Below are 18,323 nucleotides of genomic sequence, written 5' to 3'. Positions count from 1 at the left end.
TCATCCACGCTTTATGGTTTCGGGAATGGCAAACCATGGAGGCAGTGGTATGGAATCAATATTTTGGCTGAATTAGATGCTCCCGGAGAATATTATATTGATCATGAAACTGGAATTTTATATTTTATTCCACCTAAGGAAGAAGTGACGTCATTGGATTTTTCAATTTTGGAAACTCCTTTTTTTATTTTGGATGGAGCCGAAAATATCACGATCAAAGGGATAAGCTTTGAAAATTCCCGGGGTATGGGAATATCTATGGTCAATACCAAAGAAGTGAGCATTGACGCATGCACCTTTAGAAACCTAGGTAGTTTGGGAATTACTGTTGGAAAGGGTATAGAACCCTTTTCAGAATATAGACATGAAGGCACAGGCACTGCAAAGATTGGAGTGGTGGGCAGTTTGTTACAGCATTTATATAGCAATACCACTTTTAATCGGGAAGGTGGCTCCAACAACAAGATAGTAAATTGTACTTTTTCTGAATTAGGAGCTGGTGGAGTCTCATTAGGGGGCGGAAATCGTTTAACTCTGGAGGCAGGGAACAACATTGTGGAAAATTGTTTATTTTTTGATATCAACAGAATAGAAAAATCATATAGGCCAGCAGTACACCTTACAGGCGTTGGCAATAAGGTATTGCAATGTGAAATTTACGATTTGCCCAGTATGGCCATTTTAATGCATGGTAATAATCACACCATAGAATACAATAACATTCACGATGTTTGTTTGGAGGTAGAGGATATGGGGGCTATCTATTATGGCAGGGATCCTTCTGAAAGAGGCACCGTGGTAAGGTACAATTATATTGCAAATATTCCTGATGAATATAACACAAGCGCTGTGTATCATGACGACGCTGCTTCTGGATTGTTGGTAACGGATAATATTTTTTACAAGGCCGGAAAACTCAATGTATTAATTGGCGGAGGATCTGACAACATCTATAAAAATAATTTCTTTATAGAAAGTAAAGTGGGAATACGAACGGGCAATAGATTACAAACATGGGCAAAGTGGGTTTTGGAAGATGGCGGTCTTTTTCAAAAACGTATGGAAGCAGTACATTATAAAGAATCACCATATGTAGATCAATATCCAAGCCTTAAAACCTATTTTGAAAAAGCGGAAATTCCAACAGGAAACCTAATCGCGGACAACGTTTTTATTAATGTGGAAGAGGTATATATTGGCAAAAAGGAATGGTTGGGGTATGTGGATTCTAACTTTGTCGCCACTAACAACTTACCAGATGTGAACACCAAAGATGAGTTTACAGAGCATATAGTTGATAAAATACCTGGATTAAAAAACTTACGGCTAAAACATATAGGATTAAAAAAGAAAAAGTGGGACGATAATTAAAATGGTTATTTGGAATTTTAACTTACGAGATGACTTATTAAGATGTTCAAGTGGTTTAAACAATGGAGTTGCCACCTTTACTCGGATATAATATTTGACAGGTTAGTGATAGTAAGCATTACAGCAATTGGAAACTAAATGGATGTAAAATAAATTGACTATTTTTACTTAATTGAAGCCAAAATATCACAAATAAGTTCAAAATTAAAGTTACCTAAAAGGTTACCCTGTGTTTTTATATCACAAGAATCACTTCTAATACTATGTTGCGCAAGTTAGGTTTGAATCCTGGCAAGGTCACTAAAGCTAATAACAATTAGCAACCAAACCACGCAAATCTTAGGATTTGTGTGGTTTTTTATTTTATAGGGAGCTCATATTAAATTATTATTGTTTCAATTAGTTAGCTTTTCGGTCCCTAATAGGAAAAGTTTCCCCCCTATACAAAAAATGATATTTTTGTTACTATTCCCTGCGAATTGTAAAGTTCCTCAATTTCCTATACTTTTTCTATGTGTTCAGGACCTTTTGAACAAGCTTCACCTTTTTACAATCCCGAAAAGCGGTGGGGGAGAAATCTGGTGAAGACCCGTGATTATAATATTATAATTTTTTTAACATATATTAGCGGGAAATGGTGATCCCGTATGGGAGTCAGAAGGCCGGAGGCGTGGAGGAATTATAGGCAGTTCTTTTTATTTTTTTCCAATTAAAATAGGCCAGATTAACCACTAAAGACAAGGTAGATATAAATGTAATACTGTGTTTATTTCTAAATATTATTTTATATATGTATAATTACATATATACATACGTTGGCAATAATTATAGGGAAATGAATAAAAAGAATTTTTTGACAGTTATGTTATTGTTGTTCTCCTACACAACATTTGCTTGCGATTGTGAATGTGAAGGTGATTGCAGTTTTATAAATATTGCCCATACTGTTGATTTTGTTGCTTTAGTCAAAGTGGCGGAATATTCGGACTATTTAGAAGAGGAAATTCTGGGATACGACGGATCTATGCCCTTATCTATGACTGTTGAAATAATCAAAAAATATAAAGGAGAAGAAACCAGGAGCCAGATTAAAATATGGGGAGACAACGGAGCTTTATGCCGACCATACACCGCAAATTTTGAAGTTGGAAAATATTATCTGATAGCTCCAGAAAAAGTGAAGGAACAACAAGAAAATGAAAACCTTTCGGATTACGAATTTTTTAGTTGCTGGACTGACTACTTAGAAGTAGATAACGACTTACAAAAAGTTTATGGTCATTACTCCAAAAATAGAGATAAAGTCACTCTGCAGCGATTTGAGAAAGATGTACGAAAATAACTATTGCCAACACTAGTAACCGTTGCACAAGCCTATAATTTCCTCTACAAACAAGATTTCCTATTATATTTAAAGCTTTTTAAGCAAGTGATGCTCTATTCACAAACACTTTTTGGGAAGAAAAAAGGAGGATCAAAACAGCTTGAAAAGCCATTAATTCAGCTTTTATAATAGAAGGAGCGGCGTCTTGGCATTTTTGCAGGGCATTTGCCCCGGACTTGACTTTCCTTGTGGTAAACTTCAGGTACTTCTTCAGGTTATACGCAATGGCGGCCAGGTGCATACATTTGTTGGCCTGGCGAATTCCGATGGTATTTACTTTTCTTAGTCCCAGGAATTCTTTAAGGGTACCAAAAACGGGTTCTACCGTGCCTTGTCGTTTGCCTTTCATATAGCGGCCACGCCTGCTTTTTACCCGTTCAATATTTCTTTCGTATTCTTCCCGAAAGGCGGTAATATTGATCCTTTTTTCGTGGCTCTTGCCAATGCAGGCTTTTTTTATTGGGCAGTCTTTACAATCTGCTCTTGTAGTAAAATAGTTATCCTTTAAGTTTCCATTCTCCATTTTCTGCTTCCGGAAGGTTACCTTTTTTCCTTGCGGGCACAGCCAGTAGTTGCCCTCTTTAAAATATTGGAACCCTTCAGGTCCTCCTTTGTAAGTGCCGTGTGGTGGAATATAGGGTGTAAGACCTTTATTTTCCAGGTATGCATAATTCTCCCCACTGCTATAACCTGCATCTGCCAGCAGATTTTCCCAGATCAATCCTTCCCTGCGTAAACGCCTGTTCAATCTTGTAACAGTATCCTTTAAATATTTTGTGTCTTTCTTATCTGCATGGTAGGCCTGTACATCTGTTATTACGTGGGCTTTAGTATCTACGGCTATATTGCAGAGGTAGTTAAGTTTCCTGGCTTTTCCGGGTTTGACACTGATCCTTGCATCAGGATCTGTGGGGCTGTAGTGGGTTTTGTTGCTGGTATATTTACTGCCTTTGTTCTTTGCACCGGGTTTCATATCCTGGTCCTTACTCCATCTTTTATTACGGCTCTTAATTTCCTGTAATTCTTGTTTACTGGCGGTAATTTCCTGTTGTTCTTTAGGGGCTTTGTTCTCTTTGGCTTTTCGGTCCCTGCTGCTTTGCACACGCAGCTTTGAGAGATGCTCTTCAAGATCTTCTGCCGGGACTTTAAGCTCCAGGCTATCCATAGAAGCATTGGCTTTAACAGGAGCTGAATCAATGGCTTGTGTATGCCCGCTTACCAATCCTGCTTCTACACATAGTTTAAAAACCCGGGTGAATACTTCCTCAAAGACATCATCGTTAAAAAGCTTTCGGGTACGGCTTATGGTGCTGTGCCAGGGTAGTTCTTCATCTACATCATACCCAAGGAAATAAAGGATGTCCAGCCGCATTGCACAATGATCCATTACGCCACGATCTGTAGTAATATTCTCAAGATATCCCACCAGGCAGATCTTGAAATACACCACGGGGTCGATACTTTTTTGTCCGCTCTCCCCATAGAACTGGTGGGTGAGTGGATAAAGGAAATCCAGGTTGAGAGCCTCTTTTAACCTGCGATAAAAATTTTCTTTTGGGATTCGATCACTTAACCTAAAGGAAGTGAAGAGTTTTTCCTGATAGTCTTTTTTGCCTTGCATTCCATGAAATTACCTAATTTCGGTAACTTGTGCAACAGGCACAGTATATAAAAACAAAGAACTGAGTTAAAAAACAAGTTCTCTAAGCTAATTTCGAAACAAAATTTTCTTCATAAGGCAAACCTGATTTAGCGATAGCAAATGCCTGTTTCAGTAGCTTATTACATACAGCGATAAGAGCCAGTTTTTTACTTTTCCCTTTTGCTATAATTCGTTCATAGATCTCCCTGCAGGCCTTGTTGTGTTTACTGGCTGAAAAACTACACATAAACAAAAGGTTTCTGAGTTTTGTATTGCCTATTTTGGTTATTCGGCTTCGACCCCTCACGCTACTTCCTGATTGGCGTAGTGTAGGAGTAATCCCGGTGTAGCTACAGAGTTGGCTGGCCTTTTCAAAGTTGGAAAAACCATCAGTCAAAACGATTAACATAATAGCAGTTTTTTTGCCTAAACCCGGAATGCTTTTAAGTAGAGTTAACTGTTTCTGTTGTTCCTCTTTAACGATCTCAAATAGGCGGTCCTCCAGGATCTGGATTTCTTTCTGCACGGCTTTTAGAGAGCGGTTTAAAGAATGATAAACTGTTTTAGACGGTTTCCCCAGCGTTTTCTCTCCATGCAGCTTATTCTTAATAGCTGTGCTTTGTTTTAAGTAAGTATCGATCAGGCGCAGGAGCTGTAGGCATTCTGCCTGGTTCTTGTCTTTTGCAGTATATAATGGAACCTCATTTACCGTGGCATATTCACAGATAGCTTTAGCATCAGATTTATCTGTTTTTACCTTAGATAATTTCATTTGAATAAATCTCTTAACTGACAGCGGATTTACAACGGAAACCATTACACCTTCTTCATAAAGGAATTAAGCTAACCAGTAATGATAATATCCTGTAGCCTCCATTACCACCAAGCCATCGGCAGGAAGAGCTTTTTGAAAGGCTTTAAACCCATTACCATCGTTATTGAACTGATAATGTTTTCCTTTAGAGTCTACAACATCAAAAACATTTTTACTAATGTCTACTCCATAAATTTGGTTACATTTATTCATAGATAATTGATTAGGAAAGGACGTCTACTTTGCTTTCAACATCTTAAAAACGAGATCAAAGTCTCATAGAACTGAACGAAATTGAAGTAGAAAAGAGAGGGGGTTTTCAATGTTTACGGAATTTATTATTCCCATGCTTAATATAACCTTAATCCTCTCTTTTGTTCTTTCTGATTAGTACGTATAAGTTAAGAAATCAAACTTAAGATGCTTAATTTGTTCTTGAATCGAAACTCCGTGCTTGCTTGCTTAGCGGATTGTCCTGCGGACAATCAAGCTCGCAAGCTCACACAGTTTTTATACGAGACGTTGTAGATAATGAGGTACGGTAAAGGGACATCCTTTACAGAGTTAAAGGGACATAGTTTACACTTTTAAGATTCATAAATTACTTGAAAAAGTGATTTATCATGGTCTGGAAAGCAAAAACTAAAATGGAACAAAAGGTAGAATTCATTCACGAATGGTTAACTCAAAATTACACCATCACAGAACTTTGTAGGTCATTTAATATATCCCGGCCAACTGCTTACAAGTTGATTTCCCGCTATGAAAAAATGGGATTATCAGGATTAATTGAACAAGAAAGAGCGCCAATTAATCATCCCAACAGGACCAATTCTAAAGTTGAAAGTTCGATACTGAAACTCAAGGACAAACATATGCTCTGGGGTGCTAAAAAGATCCGCATTTTGTTGTTTAAAGAGCATCCGGCAGAACTTATTCCAAGTGTGGTCACTGTCCATAACATCCTCTTTAAAAATGGCCTGGTTAAATCTCAAAAGAGAAGCCGCAGAGTTAAGCAGTATTCCCCATTTTTGATCCCAAGAAGTGCAATGAAGTTTGGAGCGCAGACTATAAAGGAAAGTTTTTAATGGGCAACAAAATATACTGTCATCCACTTACCATTGCTGATTCTAAGAGCAGGTTTTTGTTTACAGCGAAAGGACATTATAAAGAGAACTTTCAGTCTGTCAAGCAAGAGTTTACAAAGGTTTTCAGAAAGTATGGCATCCCAAAACAAATACATACCGACAATGGAAGTCCCTTTGGATCTGTGTCTGCTATTCAAAGATATACCAGGCTGTCCTACTGGTTTATCGAGTTAGGAATTGACCCGGTTTATTCCGACCCGGCACGACCAGATCAAAATGGGCGTCACGAGCGTATGCACCGTGATTTAAAGGCAGCTTGCGCAAAACCTTCATCATTCGATCTGAAGGCTCAACAACGTAGTTTAAACCGCTTTGTAAAAGAATACAACCACGTTAGGCCTCATGAATCTTTAGGAATGAAAACACCTGCCGATTGCCATGATTTTTCTACCAGGCCGTACCCTGAAAAAGTCCGCAATTATGACTATCCTGCAACCATGAAAGTGATGAAAGTATGTCAAAACGGATCACTAAGGTGGAAGTCGGTGTACTGGGTATTTTTAACCTCAGGACTTAAGGGAAAATACATTGGAGTAGAAGACCAGGGAAACGGAATCTGGAGGGTATTTTACAGAGAAGTATTTTTAGGTTACTTTAACGAAAAGAAAATAAGAGACAAACAAGTATCAATTAGGCTAAGTCAGAATCTAGTGTAAAGGATGTGCCTTTAACTTTGTAAACTATGTGCCTTAACGAACATGGGAGAAATAAAAGTTATCGTTTTGGTAACTTTTTTATTATCTTTGCTTCAAATAATTTGATGTGAAAATATTTTCGAGAGGAACAATACGTGATTTTTGGGAAAAGCACGGCGATTGTGAACTTCAGCTAAAAACGTGGTATCGTGAAACCGAGAAATCGAATTGGTCATCGATTAACGAACTTAAAAATGAATATCCAAGCGCAAGTATTTTAAAAGATAATCGGATTGTTTTCAATATCAAAGGGAACGATTACCGACTGATTGTCAAATTCAATTTTGAATATCAACTTGCGTGGATAAGGTTTATTGGAACGCACGCAGAATACGATAAGATTAACGCAAACGAAATTTAAGATGAAAATAAAACCGATTAGAAATGAAGCGGACTACCAAAAAGCACTTGAGCGTTTGGAAGTTATTTTTGATGCGAAAAGAGGAACTGATGAAGGCGACGAACTGGAAATTTTAGCAATCGTTATTGACAACTATGAAAATGAGAATTTCCCGATTGGAATGCCTGACCCAATTTCGGCAATCAATTTCAGAATGGAGCAAATGGGCTTAAAACAAAAGGATTTGGTTGAGATGATTGGTTTTAAAAGTCGGGTTAGTGAAATAATGAACAAAAAGCGCAAACTGACTCTGGAAATGATAAGAAAACTGAACGCCAAATTGCATATCCCAACTGAGGTTTTGATCCAGGATTATTGAGCAATTGTGCGGAAAGCACTAAAGGCAACCATGTATAAAAAACAGTTGCCAAGCAACTTTATGAATAAGGCAACCGATTTTTATACGAGGCGTTGGCTGTAATACGGCAGAACTATTAATTAGAAAGGCTAATTTTAAAAAATATTTAAATGATTTTAAGTAAAGAACATTTGGATCTCACTAATAATAGTCAGAAAATAGCAATTGGTTCCTTCATTATTGGGACGATTATTTTCCTGTTGTTTTATCGGACAGAATTAATGGTATTTACTCTGGTTGGAATGCTTTTTCTTTTAATAGCCATTCCGGTAAACATTATATACCTGATCCGACTTTTATATAAGGTTTTTACCTCTAATGGTTACCGAAATCAGATTTTTATAACAATATTAATGTTACTAATTAATATTCCTATTTCTTATTTCTATTTTAAAACCGCACTGGGCATAGCGGATAGAGTATTAATGTTAGATTAAACTACAGCCAACAACATATCCTATGAAAAGCAATAATCGGCTTCTCTTCCAAATTTAATATTTAATTCTCTTTATTTCAATAGTTTATATTTTTCGCGCGTTGAATTTTTGATGAAGCTTGGCTTCAGTAGAAATTCTATGCAAAATAACCCGCTCCGCATCCTATATGTGGTCACTTCTAATCAGTGCCACCAGCATCTCTTTGATTGGTTAAATAAGTCTATCCACTAGCTAAAAAATGTGATCCACAATGGCCACCTATGTTGTTCTGTGGTATAGACTTTTAATATTTTGAGCTTGGTCACTAGTTTAATAGATTATGCTACGACCCCAATTTCGTATGGGGTTTCAGTTTTAATCACGGCTAAAGTTCTGCTCAATAACTTGTGAGCTACCTTGACTATTATTTTCTTGACATCCTTTCCCAGGTGCTGGCGATAGTAAGCCTGCATTACTGGATCTGTTCTTATTGCCTGCCAGGCAGCTTCAACGAAATAGGAACGCATAAGCCTGTGGCACCGAGGATTCATTCCCGGAGACTTTGAATTAGCTCCACTTTGATGTATGACGGGAGCCAGACCTACATACCCTGAGAGGTGTTTTAGATTACTGAAACGTCTTAAATCTCCCAGTTCTGCAATAATTCCAACTGCTACGATACCTCCAATACCGGGGATGCTTTTTAGCAGGTAGTAATCTTTTTTAAAATGTTTGCGACAGTAGGCTCTTAAGTGACTTGAAACATCACGAAGTTCTTTATCTATAAATCGAAAACTTCGCATCTTACTGGCCAGACATTCTCTGGCAGTGCCATACAAAAACTCCTGGGTATCTACCCATTGGCGGAATTGGTGGCTCCAGTGATCATTATCAAACTCCGGTGGAACCTTAACTCCGTAGTAAAGCAATTGCATTTTAATCACAGATTTAATCCGTCGCAGATCTTTCACCAGTTCATTGCGACGACGGAATAGGCTTCTAAGTTCTCCGCGTTTTTTATCAGGGACAATGATACTTACGAGTCGACCGTCTTTAAGTTCCCTGCTAATGAGTTGTGCATCGATTCGGTCGGTTTTGGTATACCGTTCTTTTCCCTTTCGTTGAATATCGGCTGGATTCACCACAAGAGATTTCCAGCCAAAGCTTTCAAAGCTGTGGTGAGCTGAATAACCACAGCATCCAGCTTCATAAGCAGTGGAAACCTGGTGGCCTGGAAAATGTTTTTGAACATATTCCCGTAATTTCTCAGGATCGGGAGGCATAGTAAAAGATTTACCGGAAAAAAGATCTGTGCTGCAGTGTATTTTCCAGCTTCTCTTGTGGATATCAATTCCAATGAATAGCTTTGGTAAAGCAGTAATTCGGGTTTTCATATCTTTAGATTTATGGTGAATTTTAAAGATACTCGATTACTGCTTTTTCATTGATGCTAAAAATAATGCTTAAATCAGTCTGAATCAAAACTTCCTGCTTGCTTGCTTAGCGGATTGTCCTGCGGACAATCAAGCTCGCAAGCTCACACAGTTTTTATACGAGACGTTGTAGATAATGAGGTACGGTAAAGGGACATCCTTTACAGAGTTAAAGGGACATAGTTTACACTTTTAAGATTCATAAATTACTTGAAAAAGTGATTTATCATGGTCTGGAAAGCAAAAACTAAAATGGAACAAAAGGTAGAATTCATTCACGAATGGTTAACTCAAAATTACACCATCACAGAACTTTGTAGGTCATTTAATATATCCCGGCCAACTGCTTACAAGTTGATTTCCCGCTATGAAAAAATGGGATTATCAGGATTAATTGAACAAGAAAGAGCGCCAATTAATCATCCCAACAGGACCAATTCTAAAGTTGAAAGTTCGATACTGAAACTCAAGGACAAACATATGCTCTGGGGTGCTAAAAAGATCCGCATTTTGTTGTTTAAAGAGCATCCGGCAGAACTTATTCCAAGTGTGGTCACTGTCCATAACATCCTCTTTAAAAATGGCCTGGTTAAATCTCAAAAGAGAAGCCGCAGAGTTAAGTAAGTATTCCCCATTTTTGATCCCAAGAAGTGCAATGAAGTTTGGAGCGCAGACTATAAAGGAAAGTTTTTAATGGGCAACAAAATATACTGTCATCCACTTACCATTGCTGATTCTAAGAGCAGGTTTTTGTTTACAGCGAAAGGACATTATAAAGAGAACTTTCAGTCTGTCAAGCAAGAGTTTACAAAGGTTTTCAGAAAGTATGGCATCCCAAAACAAATACATACCGACAATGGAAGTCCCTTTGGATCTGTGTCTGCTATTCAAAGATATACCAGGCTGTCCTACTGGTTTATCGAGTTAGGAATTGACCCGGTTTATTCCGACCCGGCACGACCAGATCAAAATGGGCGTCACGAGCGTATGCACCGTGATTTAAAGGCAGCTTGCGCAAAACCTTCATCATTCGATCTGAAGGCTCAACAACGTAGTTTAAACCGCTTTGTAAAAGAATACAACCACGTTAGGCCTCATGAATCTTTAGGAATGAAAACACCTGCCGATTGCCATGATTTTTCTACCAGGCCGTACCCTGAAAAAGTCCGCAATTATGACTATCCTGCAACCATGAAAGTGATGAAAGTATGTCAAAACGGATCACTAAGGTGGAAGTCGGTGTACTGGGTATTTTTAACCTCAGGACTTAAGGGAAAATACATTGGAGTAGAAGACCAGGGAAACGGAATCTGGAGGGTATTTTACAGAGAAGTATTTTTAGGTTACTTTAACGAAAAGAAAATAAGAGACAAACAAGTATCAATTAGGCTAAGTCAGAATCTAGTGTAAAGGATGTGCCTTTAACTTTGTAAACTATGTGCCTTAACGAACATGATAAAAATGTTTGAAACCCATATAGATTTTTTAAAGAATTGGTTTTACCTTCTGATCTTAGGATCCGTGATATTCTATTTTATCTATAGAGTACTGAGCAGATGGTATAAAAATGGAAAAATCAAAATTCTCCTGACAACCTTATCCACGCTAATTTTAACACCTTTCATATATAATTTAATAATTCTGACAATTTTAGCTTTCTTCTTCTATGAATATCACCCAACAAGAGAATTTAATAAGAGGAGTTGGAGTGAAAACATTCATGATAGACATGAGATGTTTACCAATTTAGTTCAAAGCGACACCTTAATTGGAAGAACAAAAAATGAAATTTTTAACCTACTTGGAGAACCTTACAATCCATTCGATTTAGAAAAGGACACTTCATCCATTTGGAATTACAATTTAGGTAGGGAAGGTCATGGAATAGGTTGGAAATTCCACTCAATGATTATAAAATTTAAAAATAGTAAAGTGGAATCTATAAAAAAGTGGGAAGCAATTGATTAAAAAAAAAGCACTATGATCAACAATAGTAACCGTTGCACAAGCCTGTAAGTTTCTTCTCTGAACTAGATTTTCAAGAAAATTTGCCGCTTTTTAAGCGAGTCCTGTTTTTTATAACTGAACTTCAGGTGGAGAAAAAAGAGGCCTTAAAAAAACTTGAAAAGTAAATAATTCAGCCATTAAAAAAGAAGGATCGGCGTTTTGGCTATTTCGCAGGGAATTGGCCCCGGACTTGAATTTCCTGGTGGTAAACTTCAGGTACTTCCTCAGGTTATAAGCAATGGAGGCAAAGTGCATTCATTTGTTGGCCTGGAGATATTTACCTTTCTTAAGCCCAGGAATTCTTTAAGGGTCATAAAAACAGGTTCTACGGTGCTTTGTCGCTTGCTCTTCACATAGCGGCCACGCCTGCTTTTTACCGTTGGATATTCCGCTGGCATTCTTCCCGGAATGTAGTGATGTTGATCCTTTTTTCGTGACTTTTCCCGATACGGGTTTTTCTTTAGGGCAACCAATAAGGTCGAATCTGGTAGTAAAATAGTTATTCCATAGGTTTCCCTTTTTCGTTTTGATTGCGGAAGGTGATTTTTTTCCCTGGGGGCACAGCCAGTAATTACCATCTTTGAGATATTGGAATCCTTCAGGTCCTCCTTTATAAGTTCCGTTTGGAGGAATGAAAGTGGTAAGACCTTTATTCAGGACTTTTAGTTTAGGCTACTTTAGGGAAAAGAAAAATAAGAGATCGGAAGTATCAAATAGACTAAGTTAGCATCTAGTGTAAAGCATGTGACTTTAACTTTGAAAAATATATGCTTTAACCAACATTTTTGAAATTATCGTAACAAATCAGTTTTTTTTGGGACTGATAATTTCAAAAGGTATTAACTATTTTATAAAAATGCTAAAGGAATTCTCTGGGTTTTTAAAAACAGGCAAAACCACAGATAAAGAAAATTATTTTAAAGATTTCTTCATTTTATTTTTAATTGTTTTTACAATAGGAATTTTAATCAGTCTTGTAAAGGCATATTTTTATGATTTAAATATTATTGATGAAGAAGATTTTGATTCTTTAAATTGGGGAACATTTTTTAGTTACGTCATAGTTGTTCCTTTCATTGAGGAAATTATTTTTAGAGCTCCGTTGGTAATTCCAAGATCAAAAATTTATTCAGGATTGATAAGTCTAGTATTAATTTTCTCAAGTATAATTTATTTAAAAAATGAAATTGCGAGTGCCGTTTTAATAATATTAGTAATTATAATTCAAATATTATATTTATTCAACAGTAAAATATGCTTAATCATTAATGATTTTATTAAAAAATATTATTTAGCACTAATCTATCTAACATCTATAAGTTTTGGATTACTCCATATGCTAAATTATGAAGCAATAAATGTTCAGACTTTTATATCGATTATTGGAAGAACAATAGGCGGTTTCTATTTTGCATTTATAATATCGAAGTATAGCTTTAGTTCAAGCTATTTACTACACGGTAAAAATAATGTTATACCATTCTTAGTATTAGTAATAGCAAATTAACTATTGCTACAAACTTATAAAAACAATGCTCTACCCTGTCTTGATTTGAAACTCAGTGCGAGCAACGTTTTTATACGAAGCGTTGTGAGTTATTACAAAAAATAATAAAATGTTCAAAAGGTAAATGAAGAGAAAAACAAAACGAGTTGTAATCCTGGTGTTTGTTATAATTCTTATTCTTTTCTGTGTATCAATATATAATTTTATTTCCAATAAGAAAATTCTAGAATCAGCTGAACTTGCAGGAGCGTTAGTGACTGACACCATTCCTTTCGATTATTCGCCGTCTGGTCATATATTGATAAAGATTAAAATCAACGAAAACGACAAATCTTATCCTTTCATCTTGGACAGTGGTGCCTCAAACCTGATATTCAGTAAACATGCTTCGCAATTTAATTTGAAGGAGCGAGGTGCAAGCCTGAGTTTTGGTTCAAATAGTCGTTATTTCTTTGCCTCAGTCAATCAACTTGACCGTATAAAAATAGGAGATTTGGAGTTTAAGAATATTGGTTTAAAGAAAACTGAGTTTAATTTTTCATGTATGGACTATGTTTATGGAGTAATAGGAATCGGGATTATGCGCCAGTTGGTTTGGCAAATAGATTTCGAAAAGAAGATAATTGTTGTTTCCACTAAAATGAACAATCTAAATTTCAGCGATTCTAAAATAGAATTACCACTTTCCGAAAATAGAATTAGCCACCACTTAAAAGTTCCTGTAAAGATTTCTAACCAGGATAAACCTATTGATGTTTTACTGGATTTAGGAAGTAATACATCTTTATCTTTAAAGGAATCTTACATAAGAGAAAGTTCTGTAATTCCGGATTACAAAACAATAAAAGGCAAATCCTCAGAAGGATTGGGAGATACAGATAAGTCTTCAGAAGTCTCGAAATACTATCTTTTAGATACATTAATACTGGGCAGATCCGAATATCAAATAAATCAAGTTCCGGCCTACGCTAATTCTCAAAATATCAATCTCTTAGGTTTAGAGATCCTAAATAAGTACAAAACCACCATTAGCTGGAAAGACAAGAGTCTAATATTGGAGCCATATTCAAAAGCTCCATCTTTTATATGGGAAACAGTTGGTTTTGCAATGAATTTTACAGATAAAGCAGTTATTGTAGCAGTAATAGAAGGATCTGCAGCGGACAAGCATAATTTGGTAGTGGGTTCAGAAGTTTTAGCAATTAACGGTGTTAGCCTAAAACGGGATAATTTCTGTTCCATTCAAAATTCTTTAAGGTATAGAAGTAGCGATACTCTTGAACTAAGGATTAAACATCGAGGGAAAATATTTAATCAGGAACTAATAAAGGAACCTATTTTTCATTAAAAAAGTATCAGCTCACAACTGTGGTAATCCTTGATACATTGAATTGTAAAAAATCACTTTAAGAGGTTTTTACTGTTATATGTGGTTTAGCAGTTAATGAAATTCCGCTAATTTATATTGTGCCTTAACGAACAGCTAAAAAACAAAAATATGAGAAAATTATTTGTCCTATTTATTCTCTTTATTTTCCTGACAAGTTGTTCCGGTTTAAAAAAAATTACAGACAAGGAAGTGCAGGAAATTCAAAATTTTAAGGATGCTGAAAAGTTCAATGGAACCTATAGTCTATTTAGAAATGGAGCAAATAAATACAGCTATTCGTTAGATAATATTTTGAAATTCAAAACAGATTTTGATAATGAAAATAGGCTTGATTCTACTCATTTGGTTCAAATTAAAATGCTGGATGAAAAAACACTTAAAGCCGATTTGTTTTCCAAGGATCTACTTATAGAAACAAAAATAGTTAAAGGAAAAATGAGGAAAAATTATTTCATCATTAAGGGACGATTTGAAGTTCCTGCCTTCTATTTAAACGAGCAATTCGAGGATCGCACTATTGCCAAACGGGAATCTGACAGCTGACTATGAATTTGGTGGATGTGGATTTTTAGTCTTAATACCCATCATATGTGCAGGAAATGAGGTCTATGATATAATTTTTGAGAAAATAATGCCTGAGGGTAACAACATATAAAAATACTAAATTAGTGCTAAATCGAAACATTCTGTTCGCGACATAAATTACACCTTTGGACTCCAGACCAATTAATTCTTTGGAAATTGAGTGGGTGTATCTTCTGGAATTCTTTATTTTAATAAGGACTTAAAAGGCGACTTTTAATTCATATTTGTAATATTACTTCTGTACCTAACCTGGAAGTAATAGAACAAAGATTTTTAGTCGCTCTCCTCTCAAATAAATATTCCTTGCTGACAGATAACTCAAACCGATACTTAAGGAGGAATTAAAAATAATTTGAAATTCAAAATAATGCAAGAGGAAATAGTAATAAATAATTTTTAAAAGCTATCATAGGTCCTCAAGAAAGTATGAATTTACTGAAAAATTATCTGCGAAAATTGGATATAACTACCATACAACTATAACCGAATTATACAAGTGCGATAAATATGATTTGATAACAAGAAGTTTTCTGTTGCACTTAAGTTATACGCTAAAATAACGATGGGTAACAATAATAAAAACAATACTAACTTGTGCTAAATCAGTATTTTATCATAAATACTCCGCCGCCACTGTTCTTATAACTGTTCGTGTAAATTTGTGTTGAAGCAGTTCTCAATGCTTATAAAATTAGAAAAGTATAACTATTTTCTTTTTTTAAATACCAGTTTTTCTTTTAAAAGGAAAAAAACTGCCAGGCATAGTTTATAAAACAAAAGTTTTTAGTTATTTCACTCTAATAAAATTTGCTTCTGAAAATTTTAGGGATTCACCAAAAATTTCCTGATACAAGTATCGGGAGTTAGAGCAGTCTTAAGACAGAAAAGTTAATAATGCTGTTATAGAAAAGATGAAGTGGTGGTGTTAAATCAGTTTCAGAAGATGTGAGGAATGAGGCAGCAAACAAGTTTCTGTGGATGAATGCGTAGAGGGTTTTGTTCAAAATATTTTTCCTGCGGAAGGATTGTGAAGAGAAAGCTGGCTTACTTTAAAATGTGTTGTCCACTGAGTAAACGGGAGGACTTCAGTATTGGATAACAGGGAGATAAAAAGCAAATTTTAAGTAATATTAATATGATCGTATCTAAATTAAGTTTGTGAGTATATCGATTTTTTAAAATTCTTCCCCTTAAATTAAAACTATGTCAAGGTTCCAAATTTTCTTCATCCTATTTTTATTAATTACAATTGTAACTGCCTGCGGCAGAGCAGAGAAGAAGGAGGTTGCCTTCTCTAAAAAGCCGAATATAGTTTTCATAATGTCTGATGATCATGCTTATCAGGCGATTAGTGCCTACAGTGATAAACTCACCAGGACACCAAACATTGACCGTATTGCAGAAGGCGGAATGTTATTTACCAATGCCTCTGTCACGAACTCAATTTGTGCCCCTTCACGAGCCACTATTTTGACGGGAAAACACACTCACCTCAACGGGAAAATTGATAACATTAGCAAATTTGATACTACCAATGTTACGTTCCCGCAGCTCTTCCAGGAGGCGGGTTATCAAACTGCAATGTTTGGAAAATTACACTTTGGGAACAATCCTAAAGGTTTTGATGAATTTAAGATCTTACCCGGGCAGGGGGATTATTATAACCCTAAATTTATTACAGAAAAGGGAGATACTATAATAAAGGGGTATGTTACAGATATTATCACCGATCTTACAATAGACTGGCTTGATAACCGCCGGGACGTTAATAAACCTTTTCTACTTATGTATCTTCATAAGGCTCCACATAGATCCTGGCTACCTGCGGAAAAACATTATAAAGAGTTCACCCAAAAAGAATTTCCGGTACCCGCCACCCTTTTTGATGATTATAAACGTATTTCCATCACTAGCCCTTCCTCTGGCGATGAACTTAATAAGCAGGGGAATCTCAATCCTTACAGTACTGCTGCAAAAACGGCTGAGATGAATATTTATAAGCACATGACTTTGGGGTATGACAATAAACTTTCCCGTGAAGTTATAGAGAAATTTGGTTTAGAGGACATGTTCTATAACACTGGCCCCCTTGACAGGATGGATAAGGAACAACGCAGGTCCTGGGATTCAGTTTATGATCCTATTATAAAAGAGTTTGAAGAAAAATTTCCCGGGATGAATGATTCTACTTTAATGGTATGGAAATATCAACGATACATGCAGGATTATTTAGGTACGATAGCCGGGGTTGACGAAAATGTAGGTCGACTGCTGGATTATTTAGAAGAACATGATCTGGAGGAAAATACAGTAGTAGTTTATACCTCCGACCAGGGATTTTATTTAGGAGAGCACGGTTGGTTTGATAAACGTTTTATGTACAATGAATCTTTTAAGACTCCACTGTTAATCAAATGGCCCAATGTAATTACTGAGGGAACCACCGAAGAAGAAATGGTGCAGAATTTGGATTTTGCTCAAACCTTCCTTGAAATAGCGGGAATACATGCTCCTGAAGATATGCAGGGAAAAAGTATGGTTCCTCTTCTAAAAGGTAAGAAAGAGAGGTGGGATAGGGATGCTGTATACTACCATTACTATGAATATCCCGGAGAACATGCGGTAAAACGGCATTATGGAATAGCAACAAAGGATTATAAACTTATTCATTTTTACTACGATATTAATGAATGGGAGCTATATGATCAAAAGAAAGATCCCCAGGAGCTACACAACGTATACTACGATCCCCAATACGCAGAAGTGCGGGAAGAAATGACGAAAAAGCTTAAAGAGATCAGGAAAAAATACAAAGACTCAGAAGAACTTGATAATTATTATATTCAACTTTATGAAGAGCGACAGAGGAATTAATATAAAATTCCTGGGGAAGTACACAGGATCCCATTCTCAACCAGAAACTATTTTCTTTCGTAAATAGAACATAGGTTATATAGATAACTCCTGCCTTTCCATTAACTGTATAGAGTATTAGTTTTGCCCGCTGTGACCCCGATTACTCAAACAAAGCACTGCTATTTGCTTATATTAAATTGTAATTTTCTGGTTACCAGGGACGATATAAATTAATTCAAAATTCGAAGATGTATTTGAAATACTTCATTTTTAAAATCAAATAAATAGAGGATTACACGAGCTCTTATAACCTTATT

Annotated in this window: 16 protein-coding genes and 1 pseudogene; 13 read left to right on the top strand and 4 right to left on the bottom strand. The window is 36.0% G+C overall.

Going from position 1 to position 18,323, the window contains the following annotated elements:
* Window positions 1-63 precede the first annotated feature (63 nt).
* Complete coding sequence (locus LZ575_RS09430) at window positions 64-1,371, top strand: right-handed parallel beta-helix repeat-containing protein (protein ID WP_235330416.1); 1,308 nt, start codon at window positions 64-66, stop codon at window positions 1,369-1,371.
* Between the two features lie 835 nt (window positions 1,372-2,206).
* Window positions 2,207-2,713, top strand: a complete 507-nt coding sequence (locus LZ575_RS09425; RefSeq protein WP_235330415.1) for a hypothetical protein — start codon at window positions 2,207-2,209, stop codon at window positions 2,711-2,713.
* A 79-nt stretch (window positions 2,714-2,792) separates the two neighbouring features.
* Here the strand turns inward: LZ575_RS09425 and LZ575_RS09420 are convergent, their stop codons facing one another.
* Window positions 2,793-4,376, bottom strand: coding sequence for an IS1182 family transposase (locus tag LZ575_RS09420; protein WP_235329611.1), 1,584 nt, complete (start codon window positions 4,374-4,376; stop codon window positions 2,793-2,795).
* 82 nt (window positions 4,377-4,458) lie between these two features.
* Window positions 4,459-5,424 (bottom strand): annotated as a pseudogene (locus tag LZ575_RS09415) (IS110 family transposase).
* A gap of 410 nt (window positions 5,425-5,834) precedes the next feature.
* Here LZ575_RS09415 and LZ575_RS09410 point away from each other — a divergent pair.
* From LZ575_RS09410 to LZ575_RS09395, 4 genes are all read left to right on the top strand, one after another.
* Window positions 5,835-6,299 (top strand): helix-turn-helix domain-containing protein, encoded by a 465-nt coding sequence (locus tag LZ575_RS09410; RefSeq protein ID WP_235330414.1) that lies wholly within the window; start codon window positions 5,835-5,837, stop codon window positions 6,297-6,299.
* Complete coding sequence (locus LZ575_RS09405; RefSeq protein ID WP_235330409.1) at window positions 6,299-7,015, top strand: integrase core domain-containing protein; 717 nt, start codon at window positions 6,299-6,301, stop codon at window positions 7,013-7,015. The genes LZ575_RS09410 and LZ575_RS09405 overlap by 1 nt, the downstream gene beginning before the upstream one ends.
* Before the next feature lie 106 nt (window positions 7,016-7,121).
* Window positions 7,122-7,415: a type II toxin-antitoxin system HigB family toxin gene (locus LZ575_RS09400; RefSeq protein WP_235330413.1), complete on the top strand. Its 294-nt coding sequence runs from the start codon at window positions 7,122-7,124 to the stop codon at window positions 7,413-7,415.
* A 1-nt stretch (window position 7,416) separates the two neighbouring features.
* On the top strand, window positions 7,417-7,773 hold the full coding sequence (locus LZ575_RS09395) for a type II toxin-antitoxin system HigA family antitoxin (RefSeq protein WP_235330412.1): 357 nt from the start codon (window positions 7,417-7,419) through the stop codon (window positions 7,771-7,773).
* A 793-nt stretch (window positions 7,774-8,566) separates the two neighbouring features.
* Here LZ575_RS09395 and LZ575_RS09390 read toward each other — a convergent pair.
* Window positions 8,567-9,622, bottom strand: a complete 1,056-nt coding sequence (locus LZ575_RS09390) for an IS110 family transposase (protein ID WP_235330411.1) — start codon at window positions 9,620-9,622, stop codon at window positions 8,567-8,569.
* A gap of 267 nt (window positions 9,623-9,889) precedes the next feature.
* Between LZ575_RS09390 and LZ575_RS09385 the strand changes: the two genes are divergently transcribed.
* From LZ575_RS09385 to LZ575_RS09375, 3 genes are all read left to right on the top strand, one after another.
* Window positions 9,890-10,285, top strand: a complete 396-nt coding sequence (locus LZ575_RS09385; protein ID WP_235330410.1) for a helix-turn-helix domain-containing protein — start codon at window positions 9,890-9,892, stop codon at window positions 10,283-10,285.
* Between the two features lie 69 nt (window positions 10,286-10,354).
* Complete coding sequence (locus LZ575_RS09380; protein WP_235330409.1) at window positions 10,355-11,071, top strand: integrase core domain-containing protein; 717 nt, start codon at window positions 10,355-10,357, stop codon at window positions 11,069-11,071.
* Between the two features lie 51 nt (window positions 11,072-11,122).
* Window positions 11,123-11,629 (top strand): hypothetical protein, encoded by a 507-nt coding sequence (locus LZ575_RS09375; protein ID WP_235330408.1) that lies wholly within the window; start codon window positions 11,123-11,125, stop codon window positions 11,627-11,629.
* A gap of 263 nt (window positions 11,630-11,892) precedes the next feature.
* Here the strand turns inward: LZ575_RS09375 and LZ575_RS09370 are convergent, their stop codons facing one another.
* The gene (locus LZ575_RS09370; RefSeq protein ID WP_235330407.1) at window positions 11,893-12,246 is read right to left on the bottom strand and encodes a hypothetical protein; all 354 of its coding nucleotides are present in this window, start codon (window positions 12,244-12,246) and stop codon (window positions 11,893-11,895) included.
* 236 nt (window positions 12,247-12,482) lie between these two features.
* Here LZ575_RS09370 and LZ575_RS09365 point away from each other — a divergent pair, with 236 nt between their 5' ends.
* From LZ575_RS09365 to LZ575_RS09350, 4 genes are all read left to right on the top strand, one after another.
* Complete coding sequence (locus LZ575_RS09365) at window positions 12,483-13,175, top strand: CPBP family glutamic-type intramembrane protease (protein WP_235330406.1); 693 nt, start codon at window positions 12,483-12,485, stop codon at window positions 13,173-13,175.
* 124 nt (window positions 13,176-13,299) lie between these two features.
* Entirely contained in the window at window positions 13,300-14,523 is a 1,224-nt protein-coding gene (locus LZ575_RS09360) for a retropepsin-like aspartic protease (protein WP_235330405.1), read from the top strand.
* A gap of 150 nt (window positions 14,524-14,673) precedes the next feature.
* Window positions 14,674-15,108, top strand: a complete 435-nt coding sequence (locus tag LZ575_RS09355) for a hypothetical protein (RefSeq protein WP_235330404.1) — start codon at window positions 14,674-14,676, stop codon at window positions 15,106-15,108.
* A 1,245-nt stretch (window positions 15,109-16,353) separates the two neighbouring features.
* Complete coding sequence (locus LZ575_RS09350; protein WP_235330403.1) at window positions 16,354-18,024, top strand: sulfatase; 1,671 nt, start codon at window positions 16,354-16,356, stop codon at window positions 18,022-18,024.
* Window positions 18,025-18,323 lie beyond the last annotated feature (299 nt).

The organism is Antarcticibacterium sp. 1MA-6-2 (assembly GCF_021535135.1).
Classification (GTDB): Bacteria; Bacteroidota; Bacteroidia; order Flavobacteriales; family Flavobacteriaceae; genus Gillisia.
This window is presented reverse-complemented; position numbering and strand designations above follow the sequence as displayed.